The 13,144-nt window shown below is 46.2% G+C and carries 11 protein-coding genes; 6 read left to right on the top strand and 5 right to left on the bottom strand.

The genetic code is table 11. The annotated features are described in order from the left end of the window. Positions 1-70 precede the first annotated feature (70 nt). The 3 genes from asr (at position 71) to HH682_RS01155 (ending at position 1,592) form a co-directional block, all read left to right on the top strand. Positions 71-529: an acid resistance repetitive basic protein Asr gene (gene asr, locus HH682_RS01160; RefSeq protein ID WP_214235433.1), complete on the top strand. Its 459-nt coding sequence runs from the start codon at positions 71-73 to the stop codon at positions 527-529. Positions 530-606: 77 nt separating this feature from the next. Beyond that, on the top strand, positions 607-687 hold the full coding sequence (ydgU, locus tag HH682_RS16200; protein WP_476705554.1) for a small membrane protein YdgU: 81 nt from the start codon (positions 607-609) through the stop codon (positions 685-687). 92 nt (positions 688-779) lie between these two features. Beyond that, the gene (locus tag HH682_RS01155) at positions 780-1,592 is read left to right on the top strand and encodes a trypsin-like serine peptidase (RefSeq protein ID WP_214235431.1); all 813 of its coding nucleotides are present in this window, start codon (positions 780-782) and stop codon (positions 1,590-1,592) included. 13 nt (positions 1,593-1,605) lie between these two features. Here the strand turns inward: HH682_RS01155 and hrpA are convergent, their stop codons facing one another. After that, positions 1,606-5,508: an ATP-dependent RNA helicase HrpA gene (gene hrpA / locus HH682_RS01150; RefSeq protein ID WP_214235429.1), complete on the bottom strand. Its 3,903-nt coding sequence runs from the start codon at positions 5,506-5,508 to the stop codon at positions 1,606-1,608. A gap of 252 nt (positions 5,509-5,760) precedes the next feature. On the opposite strand from hrpA, the gene HH682_RS01145 reads away from it, so the two are divergent. After that, the gene (locus tag HH682_RS01145; protein WP_214235427.1) at positions 5,761-6,354 is read left to right on the top strand and encodes an FMN-dependent NADH-azoreductase; all 594 of its coding nucleotides are present in this window, start codon (positions 5,761-5,763) and stop codon (positions 6,352-6,354) included. 26 nt (positions 6,355-6,380) lie between these two features. Here HH682_RS01145 and HH682_RS01140 read toward each other — a convergent pair whose 3' ends face one another. Together HH682_RS01140 and HH682_RS01135 are read right to left on the bottom strand one after the other, a co-directional pair. Further along, positions 6,381-6,608 carry a YnbE family lipoprotein gene (locus tag HH682_RS01140; RefSeq protein ID WP_420826170.1) on the bottom strand — a complete coding sequence of 76 codons (228 nt, stop codon included), beginning with the start codon at positions 6,606-6,608 and terminating at the stop codon, positions 6,381-6,383. Positions 6,609-6,616: 8 nt separating this feature from the next. After that, complete coding sequence (locus HH682_RS01135) at positions 6,617-9,238, bottom strand: YdbH family protein (protein ID WP_214235423.1); 2,622 nt, start codon at positions 9,236-9,238, stop codon at positions 6,617-6,619. A 147-nt stretch (positions 9,239-9,385) separates the two neighbouring features. Between HH682_RS01135 and HH682_RS01130 the strand changes: the two genes are divergently transcribed. Beyond that, the gene (locus tag HH682_RS01130) at positions 9,386-10,375 is read left to right on the top strand and encodes a 2-hydroxyacid dehydrogenase (RefSeq protein ID WP_214235421.1); all 990 of its coding nucleotides are present in this window, start codon (positions 9,386-9,388) and stop codon (positions 10,373-10,375) included. Positions 10,376-10,397: 22 nt separating this feature from the next. Here HH682_RS01130 and HH682_RS01125 read toward each other — a convergent pair whose 3' ends face one another. Continuing rightward, positions 10,398-10,667 carry a putative hemolysin gene (locus tag HH682_RS01125; RefSeq protein WP_214235419.1) on the bottom strand — a complete coding sequence of 90 codons (270 nt, stop codon included), beginning with the start codon at positions 10,665-10,667 and terminating at the stop codon, positions 10,398-10,400. A 252-nt stretch (positions 10,668-10,919) separates the two neighbouring features. On the opposite strand from HH682_RS01125, the gene ttcA reads away from it, so the two are divergent. Beyond that, a complete protein-coding gene (gene ttcA, locus HH682_RS01120; RefSeq protein WP_214235417.1) occupies positions 10,920-11,858 on the top strand; it encodes a tRNA 2-thiocytidine(32) synthetase TtcA in 939 nt (312 codons plus the stop codon). Positions 11,859-12,085: 227 nt separating this feature from the next. Here ttcA and zntB read toward each other — a convergent pair whose 3' ends face one another. Then, a complete protein-coding gene (gene zntB, locus HH682_RS01115; protein WP_214235415.1) occupies positions 12,086-13,069 on the bottom strand; it encodes a zinc transporter ZntB in 984 nt (327 codons plus the stop codon). Positions 13,070-13,144 lie beyond the last annotated feature (75 nt).

The following is a 13,144-nucleotide window of genomic DNA, read 5'->3' as shown; positions in this document are numbered from 1 at the left end:
GATTCCTCATATAGTGCTTCTACCGGCTCCGCAGTGGGCTATCCGATAATGTGATATTGAGGAAATTCAAATGAAAAAGCTTTTCGCACTGGTAGTTGCCGCGGCTATGGGTATCTCTTCAGCAGCTTTCGCTGCAGAAACCCCAGCTACCCCAGCAGCATCTGCTGCTAAGACTTCAACAACTGCTGCACCTGCTAAACATCATGCTAAAAAGCATCATGCTAAGAAAGCAAAACCTGCTGCAGAGCAAAAAGCGCAAGCAGCTAAAAAGCATCACGCTAAGAAAGCAAAACCTGCTGCAGAGCAAAAAGCACAAGCAGCTAAAAAGCACCACGCTAAAAAAGCAAAACCTGCTGCAGCGCAAAAAGCACAAGCAGCTAAAAAGCACCACGCTAAGAAAGTAAAACCTGCTGCAGCGCAAAAAGCACAAGCGGCTAAAAAACACCACGCTAAGAAAGTAAAACCTGCTGCAGCGCAAAAAGCACAAGCAGCTAAAAAACACCACGCTAAAAAAGTCACTAAAAAATAAGTGAGCCTAAAGCGCTACTAGCGTCAAAGTGATACAAACACCCGGTTCTGCCGGGTGTTTCTTTACGGGGTCTGTCCATGATGCGCCGCTACCGTTATGAAATTATTCTTCTGACCGTCATTGTTTGCGGCATTATGGCTGCGTGCTGTTTTATCTAACCTCATCCACTGAGTGACAATTACCTTCCCTTTTATTAGTTGATACGTCTATAGTGTCGCTATGAAATTTTTATGCTGCTGTTGAGAACATTATGCGCTTCAAAAGATTGTGTTTTTTCGCCCTATTCTGCTGTAATTTTCATGTTTACGCAGAGGACGATTCGCTTAGCGCAACACAGATAAAAACACTCTTTTTCGGTAAAGATCATCGCATAGAGATTGATAAACCTCAAAATCATCCATGGGATGCAATCGGTCAACTGGAGACAGAAAGCGGTAATCTCTGTACAGCCACGCTTATCTCCCCTCATATCGCGTTAACTGCTGGCCATTGCTTATTAGCCCCGCCCGGTAAATTTGATCCCCCTGTAGCGTTGCGTTTCATTACCACTAAAAAAGGTTGGGTATACGAATTACACGATATAGATGCCAAAGTCGCACCGGGTTTAGCGGGAAAATTGAAAGTGGCGGGTGAAGGCTGGATCGTACCGGCGAAAGCCGCGCCCTCAGACTATGCAGTGGTAATTCTGCATAATCCACCCTCTGCGATTACACCCATTCCTCTTTTTAGCGGAGCACGAGAACAGCTGATGGCCGCGTTAAACGCCGTCGATAACCAAGTCACCCAAGCTGGCTATCCTGCGGATAACTTAGATAATCTCTTTGCCCATATAGGCTGTAAAATTACGGGTTGGTCGCAAACCGCGGTGCTCTCGCACCAATGCGATACCCTACCGGGCGATAGTGGTTCACCGCTGATGATTAACAGCAATAATCAGTGGCAGATCATCGGCGTTCAGAGCTCGGCACCCTCACCCGAAGATCGTTACCGAGCGGATAACCGTGCCATCGCGGTCAGCTCGTTTAACAGCAAAATACCGATCTTGACTAATAATATTCAATAAGTCACGCCGAGCGTCAGCTCGGCGACTCTTCCAGTAACTGCGTGATACGCTTTTCCGAAACGGGATAAGGCGTACCAAGTTGCTGAGCAAAAAGGCTAACACGCAATTCTTCAGCCATCCAACGGGCGGACATCACCTTTTGATTTTGCTGTTCAGCTTTCGGTAATTTATTACGATAACGCTGTATGGCCTGCTCGACTTGCTGCACACGCAACATTCTTGCTCGGTCACTATGCGGATCGACCGGTAGTTTATCTAATCGCCGTTCGATGGCTTGTAAGTACCTTAAGGTATCCGCAAGCTTCTGCCATCCATTTTGCGTAACAAATCCGGGATAAACCAAGTGAGACAGCTGCGCTTTAATATCACTGAGCGCAAGGGCTAACGCCATATCAACACGACCTTTAAGCCGTTTATTAATCGCAAATACCGTTGAAAGAATCTGCTCCACTTGCTGAGCAATCTCGACCACCGTCTGATTAAGATCCGCTTTTACTTTTCCGCGTAAGGTCATAAAGTGCTGCTCATCCCAAACCAGTCCTCCCTGTTGCGCCATGATTTTGTCGATACCGCAATGGATACAGTCATCAATTAACTGTAAGACTTGACCATAGGGATTAAAATACAGCCCGAGTTTTGCCTTATTGGGAAGCTTTTCATGGAGATATTTAATTGGCGAAGGAATATTCAACAGTAATAAACGACGTTGCCCTTGCCACATTGCCTTTAGCTGTTCCGCTTCAGTATCAAATAATTTTATTGCAACGCTCTGCTTCTCATCCACCAAAGCAGGCCATGCTTTTAAGGTAAAGCCTGCTTGTTGACGACTAAAAATCTGTGGCAATTCGCCAAAATCCCACTCTGTCACACCCTGCTTTTCTAGGCCAACATCAGCCACCTCAGAGAGGGTTTCACGTACTTTACCTTTTAGTGTCAATTGAAGTTCAGCTAAGGATTTGCTCTCTTCCAACCTTTTATTGTTGCCATCAACGACGCGAAAGGTCATTTTGAGATGATCCGGTACATGCTCTAACTGCCAAGCTTCACGCTCGATCGTTACTCCGCTCATCCGTCGGAATTCACGTTCTAAGCATTCGAGTAACGGTAGGCTTAAATCCGTCACACGGCCTAAGAAAGCGTCAGCATAGTCAGGAGCAGGAACAAAATTACGGCGAATCGGTTTAGGTAAAGACTTAATCAGGGCCACTATTAAGGTTTTGCGCAGGCCCGGGATCTGCCAATCGAAGCCTTGCTCGCTGATCTGATTGAGCAGGGGCAACGGAATATGGACTGTCACGCCATCGGCATCCTTGCCTGGCTCGAATTGATAAGTAAGCGGTAATTGAACATTGCCCTGCTGCCAGCTATTGGGATAATCATTCGCATCGATATTCCCCGCCCCCTCTCGTACCAACATCGTTTTATCGAAATCGAGTTGATGAGGATCGTTTTGATAAGCCTTTTTCCACCACTTATCAAAATGGCGCACTGAGACGATATCTGCTGGGAGACGCTGTTCGTAAAACGCGAATAACGTTTCGTCATCCACCAAAATATCTCTGCGACGAGATTTATGCTCAAGGTCTTCTATCTCTATGCGTAGCTGTTGATTATGGCTAAAGAAACGGTGGTTTGTTTGCCACTCACCTTCAACTAAAGCGTGACGGATAAACAGTTCGCGGCAGAGCGCCGGATCAATCTTGCTGTAATTAACCTTACGTTGCGCAATAATCGGTAAACCATATAAAGTGACTTTTTCAAAGGCGGCGACTGACCCCTGTTTTTTCTCCCAGTGCGGTTCGCTATAGCTATGCTTCACTAAGTGACTTGCCAAAGGTTCGATCCATTCTGGTTCAATTTTTGCGGCGATCCTTCCCCATAACTTACTGGTTTCGACCAATTCGGCGACCATTACCCACTTAGGCGGCTTTTTAAACAGGCTGGAGGCAGGGAAAAGGTGGAAACGTGTTTGGCGCGAGCCCATAAACTCGCCCTTTTCGACCTCTTTCTGGCCTACGCGTGATAATAAACCACTTAATAATGCGCTATGTAATTCACGATAAGGGGCGGGTTCACTGTTCAGCGAGAAACCGAGTTCACGAACGACCTGGCGCAATTGCGTGTAAATATCTTGCCACTCACGGATACGAAGGTAGTTAAGATAGTCACTCTTACATTGTCGGCGGAATTGATTACCGGTTAACGCCTTCTGCTGTTCTTGCACGTAATTCCACAAATTCACCCAAGCAAGGAAATCAGACTCTTTATCTGCAAAACGGCGGTGTTTCTCATCTGATGCTTGCTGCCGGTCGGCTGGACGCTCTCGCGGATCTTGGATAGACAGTGCAGCGGTGATAATCATCGCTTCTCGTACACAGCCAAACTGCTGCGCAGTGAGGACCATCTTCGCCAGACGCGGATCAATGGGTAATTGCGCTAATTGTCGACCCGAAGGCGTGAGTTTCTGGACATCTTGCGTAGCATTTTCGACTGCACCCAGCTCTTCTAATAGACGAACACCATCTTGGATATTACGATTATCCGGTTTTTCAACAAAGGGAAAGTGTTGGATATTTCCTAACCCTAAAGCCGTCATTTGCAAAATGACAGAGGCCAAGTTGGTCCGTAAAATTTCCGGATCGGTAAATTCTGGGCGAGATTGGTAATCATCCTCGGCATAGAGCCGAATACAGATCCCTTCTGATACCCGTCCGCAGCGGCCTGCTCGCTGATTGGCAGAGGCTTGTGAGATGGGCTCAATCGGTAAACGCTGTACTTTAGTCCGGTAGCTGTAACGGCTGATTCTTGCTGTTCCGGGATCGATGACATATTTGATGCCGGGTACCGTCAGAGACGTTTCCGCAACATTGGTCGCTAAAACGATGCGTCGGCCAGTGTGCGTTTGAAACACACGGTTCTGTTCGCTGTTCGAGAGACGCGCATAAAGCGGTAAAATTTCAGTATGAGCGAGTCCCTGACGTGATAGAGCGTCAGCCGTATCCCGAATCTCACGTTCACCACTCATAAAAATAAGAATATCACCCGGCGGCTCGCGGTAAAGTTCATCTACCGCATCGAAAATGGCTTGCAGTTGGTCGCGATCTCCATCACTGCTTTCAGCACTGACCGGCCGATAGCGAATTTCTACCGGATAAGTTCGGCCTGACACCTCAATGATCGGTGCGTCATTAAAGTGCTTAGAAAATCGCTGTGGATCGATGGTCGCGGAGGTAATGATAACTTTTAAATCGGGACGTTTAGGCAGAAGCTCTCGTAAATAGCCTAATAAAAAATCGATATTAAGACTCCGTTCATGGGCCTCATCGATAATAATCGTATCATATTGTAGCAGGTGTTTATCCTGTTGAATTTCTGCCAGTAAAATACCATCAGTCATCAGTTTGATATGCGTCTGTTCAGAAATCTGATCGGTAAAACGCACGCGATAACCAACAACTCCGCCCAGTGAGGTTGCAAGTTCTTCAGCAATACGGGTAGCAACGGTACGCGCAGCTAAACGTCGTGGCTGAGTATGACCAATTAAGCCTTGACGTCCTCGTCCGAGTGCCAAACATATTTTTGGAATTTGTGTCGTCTTTCCTGACCCCGTTTCCCCAGCGATAATCACTACTTGATGTTTTTCGATGGCTTCAGCAATGGTCTGTTGCTTTTGGCTAACCGGTAAATTATCTGGAAAATTAATAACAGCTGGACGGCTAGCATCATGGGCGCTAAGCCGCTGCTCCGCCGTGACAAGGTCTTGTTCAATTTTAAACATAACCGCTTGCTGTGATTCGGGATCGGTAATCTTGTCGATACCTCTCAATCGTCGACGCAACTGCTGCCGGTCACGGAATGAAACGTGATCGGTACGCGTCCAAAGGGTGGATAGAGTCGTCGATTCAATTTTAGACATAGAACGGTATTACCTTGAAATGTAAGCAACGGAGGATATCAACACTGCGTTAGGCTGTTTTACTTAGCCTGTGATGGTCGGATTATAGCATAACTCTGCCTTAAACGGCAGGCGGCTCGGATGCCTTAAAAGGGGCCTCTCGCCAGAATTATTGTTCAGATAATTTGAAGAAAGACATCGAAAAGATTAGCTGTTCTCTCTTATAATGTATCCCTATAATGATGATAAATTACCGTTTAATAAGGAAATCTCATGAGCAAAGTTTTAGTACTTAAATCCAGCATACTCGCCGAATATTCGCAATCTAGCCTGTTGGCGGATTACTATGCAGAAGAAGCGACTGCTAATGGTGACACTGTCACAATTCGTGATCTCGCGGCAAACCCAATCCCTGTGCTTGATGGCGAACTGGTCGGTGCATTGCGCCCAAGCGACGCACCGCTTACTGACCGTCAACAGCAAGCACTGACACTTTCCGACCAATTAATCGCTGAGTTACAAGCACATGACATTATTGTGCTCGCAGCACCGATGTACAATTTTAATATCTCAACGCAATTGAAGACTTACTTTGATTTAATTGCCCGGGCAGGCGTAACCTTCCGTTACACCGAAAAAGGTCCTGAAGGATTGGTTACTGGTAAAAAAGCCGTGGTACTTTCAACCCGTGGCGGTATCCACAAAGACACACCAACAGATTTAGTTACACCCTACTTATCACTTTTCCTAGGTTTTATTGGTATCACCGATGTGAAGACCATCCTGGCAGAAGGAATTGCTTACGGTCCTGAGGTCGCGACGAAAGCGATTGAAGAAGCAAAAGCTGAAATTAAGCAATTAGTTTAGCGCGATACTCTGCGTACCAAAGCGCCTTAATTGGCGCTTTGTATTTTAGTTTGCCCTGGTGCTTGCATTTTTTCTGGCGTTTTCTCTGATTGCCGTTGTTTAATCAAACGCTCAACGTCGGGATCGGCTTTTATCGTGATCTCGTGATCCACTTTAACGTTCATATTAATAGTAATAGGCTGTTTTGGCGCCGCCACTTCGATTTTAGGAATACAACCCACCAAGGTTGTTGTAACAGCAAGTAATGCGATCATGCCTAATTTCATTTTGCATTTTCCTTATTAGCAGGCAGCCGTGTCTGCTCCTCTAACCACGACTGTAAATTATCGCCATAGCTTAAACTCCGCCATAACATAAAGATATTTTCGGTGTGCTGATAATTGAGATTGACTCGTTGTCTTTTGTCATCAAAGCGGCTCGTTCCATGAATCTGCGATTTCATCAGAAGCTCCCCTTTGGCACTGACTTGAACAGTGGCATAGGATTTTGAAATTTCCATGTAACGCAACCAATCAATTGCCGCGCCTGCCGCAAGGTTATTTTTTAATATTTGATCCAGTAAATCTTTATCAACACGCAGCGTTAAACCTTTATCATCTCTGATCCAACCGTTTTCGATCAACCACGGCGAATTTTCGAGCCAAAAAGGTAATTGGCCACTAATTTTGCCTGACATTGCGATTTGTTTAGGATGAATAGCCGTAATTAACTGACTCATACCAAGATGTTTAATCGCTAACAGCGCACTTTGTCGCTGCGGTAACCGCAAATGTGCTAGGGCTAAAGTACCGCCAAAAATATCTAATGAAGCATCATTAATTTCTAAAGGATTCTGTTCATCCCAAGGCCAGCTTCCCTTCAGCTTTAGGGTAAGATGGCTCATGGGGAATTTATTTTCGATATTTTCAATCGTTAATGATACCGGCTCGCGTAAACCAAAATGCCAACGATGGTCGTTAAAGCGGAAAGGTAAGGAGAAGTTAAGTCCCTTAAACTGATAATTAGGTAGCCAGATATCCCCTTGCTTAACCACCCAGTGCCCCCCTGCTTGGAAACCCTTATCCTCCGTTAAGGAGAAAGCCGCTTGTGCACGCAGACTGCCTGAGCGTAAGGCGACGCTTTTTGACGGCCCGGCTAAAGGTTGGAACACAGATAAGGGTTGTTCTGGCCACCATGCTCTGCCTAGCCAGCGACTATTATCCCGACGTCCTATGACGCTAACCGGCCCAATACGATTCGCCACCAATTGTCCCTTAAAACCAAACTGATCAGGGGTGGTGCCATTAACATCCAGATCAAGTTGCGCAGCGGGTAACTGGCTCGTTTCGCCAAAGAAGGTGTGATCTGCCGTGATTTTAAATTGACCCGTAAATTGCGGCTTATCCTGTTGCGTCACCCAATGTACAGGCTCAGTAAGCGTCATACGTGGCTTTTGCATTAACATGCTGCCATAACGAATTTGGTCGAAACCCGTCGATAATGATGTGAGTGTGATTTCTTCGTTATGCCAAAAACCACGACCTTGTACATCCCAATTCGCGGTGAGTGGCAGGATCATTCCTTTGCCCCAATAACGCCAATCCCAACGACCTTTATCCGGTAAAAAGCTGTCGGCCATACCTGCCAAGTGCAACAGATAGAAGCTGCTACGCTCATTTCTTACCATAAAGTTGGCTTGTAAAAGGCCGCTGAGCCCTTGTTGCGTAAGACGAGCCCCTGCTATCGGCCATCTCGCCTCATCCACTTCCCAGCCAGGTAGAATCTCGCCACGCATCAGCAGCAAAGCTTTAGGTTGGAAATGGATGGCCGGATCGATTAATGCTCCCGTTAAGGCGGCTGGAAGGCCAGCGTAAAACTGTAAGTCTTTAAGTTTTGCAGTACCGGTTAAACGTAAAGGAAATTGATTATTATAGAAGGATAATTTTCCCGGTCCTAAGGTCAGTACCACGTTGCCTTTACCCCCACGTCCTTGTGTCAGGGCATTGACCCGTCCACTCAATAGCGTCTGTTCGAAGCCTTGCTGCCAATTTTCAGCGGAAAGCGAGAAGAAACCACTAAGATGTTGTACTGGCATCGGCCACGCCCAAGTGCCTTTTTCAATCCGAAATTCATCTTGGCTCACGTTAAAGGGCGCGTTTAATAGGGGTTGCTGTGCGGTCGTATCCTTAACAACTAACGCACCATGCTGATGTTCGCGCGACAACGTAACCGTAAGAGGATTAGGATATGACGCAAGTTCCACCTTACCTACTAAGTTTGCTTCATCGGGAAGCACAGTGACACCATCAGCAAGCCTAATCTTTCCCGATAAGTTCAAAGGGTGCTTTAACAACGGATGGGAAATGCTAAGGGCCTTCAGGTTCAGCATCTGCCCCGAAAGTTCTGCGTCCAGGGTGGCCGCTTGCCCATGATAAGTCAGGTGTTGTTCTGCACCGGATGAAGAAAAATGTAACGCGCCTTGATAAGTTTGCCATGGAGAAATGGACAGCGAAGCAATATCAAGGCTAACACTGGGGATAATCTGCTGTAAGTGACGGAGGCTCAAGGGCTTCTGGTCGGAAGTCGAAGCAGACGGCCACTGTGTAAAACAGTTACTATTAATCGTCAGCTTATCCACCGCTATCTTTAGCGGATAACGGCTTAGCGCAATACGGGTGGGAGATATTTGGGCAAGTTGGCAACCCTGAGCTGATAAAGAAAAAGAGGGTAATGTAAAATGCGCGTGGGAGAGTGAAAAACCACTTTGTCGTTCAACGCTCACCCCTTTAGGCAAGAAATGTTGCACTAAAGGAATCGACCATTGATTAATGGATAGCCCAAGTCCAAGAAGGCTAATACCCACTATTGCTGCGGCAAATAAGATATAGCGTAACGCTAACGACATATTTCCTTATCCCTTATAACGCTTTTAACAAATCCCACTAATACATTGATATTATTTATTCATTTACTCTTATAAAAATGATGTAGCGCAAAATGTACCAATGCAGCTCGAAGTATAACATCACCCGTCTCTAATGGAGAAAAAACTATGAAAATTGCGGTTTATAGTACTAAGAGTTATGACCAAGCGGTACTTAATGAAGTGAATAAACAGTTTAATTATACTTTCAGTTTTTTTGATTTTCGGCTCACCGCTGAGACAGCTAAAAATGCGGTGGGACACCAAGCTGTCTGTTTATTTGTTAACGATGAGTGTGATCAAACTATTTTAGCGGAGTTACATCGTCTTGGCATACGCGTGGTTGCGCTACGTTGCGCCGGATTTGATAATATCGACCTTAGCAGCGCCCATCGACTGGGGATTGACGTTGTACGCGTCCCAGCTTATTCACCCGAAGCGGTAGCGGAACATACCATTGGCATGATGATGTGCCTCAATCGCCGTATTCACCGCGCTTATCAACGCACCCGCGAGGGTAATTTCTCACTTGAGGGATTAACTGGCTTCAATATGCACGGTAAAACCGTAGGCATTATTGGGACAGGTAAGATAGGTCTGGCAACGTTGCGTATTTTACACGGCTTTGGAATGGAGCTTCTTGCGACTGACCCTTACCCTAGCGCCGAGGCAGAAGCCTGTGGAGTGACCTATACCACTTTAGATGAGCTTCTCAAACGTTCTGACATCATTTCGCTACATTGTCCGATGACCTCCGACAACCACCACCTTCTTAATGCCGTTGCCTTTGATAAAATGAAAAAAGGGGTGATGATCATTAATACCAGTCGGGGCAGCTTAATCGACTCCTCCGCCGCCATTGAGGCGCTAAAAGAGGGCAAAGTCGGTGCCTTAGGCATGGATGTCTATGAGAACGAACGTGATCTCTTTTTTGAAGATAAGTCTAATGAAATTATCCAAGATGATATTTTTGGACGCCTCTCTGCTTGCCATAATGTCCTTTTCACTGGACACCAAGCCTTCTTGACCCGAGAAGCGCTTACCAGTATTGCCGAGACGACACTGAACAACTTATCGCAGATATTCTCTGGCCAACCTTGTGAAAATGCAGTGAATTAACTCAGTGCACGCGAAGAAAATCTTAGCGTGCGCAGTGACCACTCATCAATGCCGTCTCACTACAACGCTTACCGTTCACAAGCTGACACATGCCAACGCGACTGCCGTCGAGTTGCCGCGTGTAGGCTAATGAGCCCCCTGCCATCTCACAGTTATCTGAGGCGAGTGAAGACATGTGAACAGGCTGTATATGGGCAGCGGTTGCCTGCTGTTCAGGTTCCGCAGGTTGATGGCTGCTACAACCCGCTAGAAACATAACAGTGCCTGCCAGCATTAAAGAAAAAACTTTCATTCGGTAAGTTCCAGAGTCTATAAGCAAGAGCTTGAAAATATGTCAGAGTTGGCACAATTAATCGAGTTAATACATAACTATTTACGATTTAATTAAACATTGAGTCGTTAGAGGGGAATTTTAAAGACTTTTGATGCAATACTTCTGATTGAGGCAGGAATTATGCTAGACTTCGCCGCGCGTTGAACGACGACTTGTTCAACCACTGTCAAACGACTTTCTCGAAGAATTATTGATTCAGGTACTCGCTTAATGTCATTCAATCCCGAAATTACCAGTAAACAGCAATATAACCTCAATAAATTACAAAAACGCTTACGTCGCAATGTCGGTGAGGCGATTGCTGATTTTTCTATGATTGAGGAAGGCGACCGAATCATGGTTTGCCTCTCTGGCGGTAAGGATAGTTATACCCTACTTGAAATTCTACGTAGCTTACAAAAAAGCGCACCGATCAATTTTTCACTGATCGCAGTGAACCTCGATCAGAAGCAACCCGGTTTTCCTGGTCATATTCTCCCTGAATACCTTGAATCGTTAGGCGTTGAGTATAAGATTGTCGAAGAAGATACCTACTCTATCGTCAAAGAGAAGATCCCTGAAGGGAAAACGACTTGCTCGTTATGCTCGCGCCTACGACGCGGGATCCTGTATCGCACTGCCTCAGAGTTAGGCTGTACTAAAATCGCCTTGGGCCATCACCGCGATGACATCATTCAAACGTTATTTTTGAATATGTTCTATGGCGGCAAAATGAAAGGTATGCCACCGAAGTTAATGAGCGACGATGGTAAACATATTGTTATACGGCCCCTCGCCTATTGCCGCGAGAAAGATATTATTCGCTTCTCTGAAGCTAAACAGTTCCCGATTATTCCTTGTAACCTTTGTGGATCGCAACCTAATCTACAACGCCAGGTGATCGGTGATATGTTACGCGATTGGGATAAGCGTTATCCTGGTCGAATCGAAACGATGTTTAGCGCCATGCAAAATATTGTCCCTTCCCATATGGCTGATACCACATTATTTGATTTTCATGCAGTGACCCACGGGAGTCCTGTTGTAGAAGGCGGTGACCTAGCCTTTGATCGGGAGACACTGCCTGTGACGCCAATCGGCTGGCAGCCTGACGATAATGAGGATCAACCCCGTACCCATGACCGGCTCGATATTGTTGAACTCAACTAATTATTCTAGGAAGGCAATTGCCTTCCTTTTTTTTCCAAAAAAAAACCGGCCCTAGTTTCCTAGGTGCCGGGGTCATGAGAATCAATTTCGCTATGCTTTAATTCAAAAAATAAGACAATGTGGAGCACAACGCCCATCGCTTGACGTTGCATTCACCTGCGAAGGGAAGTATGCCCTAGCGACCAATCTTTCGTTTTGATTCAGATCACCTTTTTGTATGGCATTACCTAGAGCCATTTGCGGCTTTTTAACCATAATGTTACAGCGATTGCGATGGCAGCGAGAACTAGACAGAACACCGTAAAACCGTAGTGCCAACTTCCACCTGGAATACCGCCTAGATTAACGCCGAAAAGACCGGTAAGGAAGGTTGCCGGCAGAAAGACCATCGCCATTAACGACATAATATAGGTTCGACGATTCATGGATTCGGCAATGAGCGCATCAATCTCATCACTGATCACTGCGGTACGGGCGATGCCTGCATCAAGATCTTCTAAGCCACGACCTAATCTCTCCGCAATATCTTGCATCAAGCGTCGATCCTCATCAGCCATCCACGTAAATTTTTCATTAGCAATCCGCGCAAAGACATCGCGTTGTGGTGCCATATACCGTCTCATCACGATCAATTGTTTGCGTAAAAGCGCCATTTCGCCGCGAGCTGGGACTTTAGCATCCAATAGAGCATCTTCCAGCGCGATAATACGGTCATACAATTGTTCAATAAATTCGCCGCTTTGCTCGGTCAGCGCGTCACAAAATTCGACAATCCAGTTTCCTGCATTTTCTGCACCATGCCCATTTTGTAAATCTTCCCAGACCGTATCAATGGCGCGCGCTTTACGTTTGCGGGTAGTGATGATCAAATCTCCATTAATAAAGACTCGCACGGCCACCAGCTGATCGGGACGCGCATTATCGTTATGGTTAATGCTCCGTAACACCAACATAAAACCATCTGCAAGCCGACTAATACGCGGGCGAAGACTATCCCCTGCTAACGCATCACGAACGGTATCAGGAATAAGCGGCGTGGATTGTAACCAATCTCGGCTAACGGTGGAGGAATAGTCTAGATGAACCCAGCAAGGTTTGGTTGGCCCGACTTGCCCTGCCGAGGAAATGGGTAGCATTCCCCCCACCCCATCAAGTTGGCAAGCAATAATGGCATCAGGCACATGCAATTGCGAAATATCGATTGAACTCAAAACGGTTCCCTTCTTCTCGTGTTTTTTCCAGTGTAAGTGCAATGAACCCTAGCCTGTCACTCAATACGTAAAATT

The sequence above is a fragment of the Rosenbergiella gaditana genome, assembly GCF_018494065.1.
GTDB classification, from domain to species: domain Bacteria; phylum Pseudomonadota; class Gammaproteobacteria; order Enterobacterales; family Enterobacteriaceae; genus Rosenbergiella; species Rosenbergiella gaditana.
The sequence above is the reverse complement of the archived record's forward strand: the minus strand, read 5'-3'. Positions and strand labels throughout refer to the sequence as shown.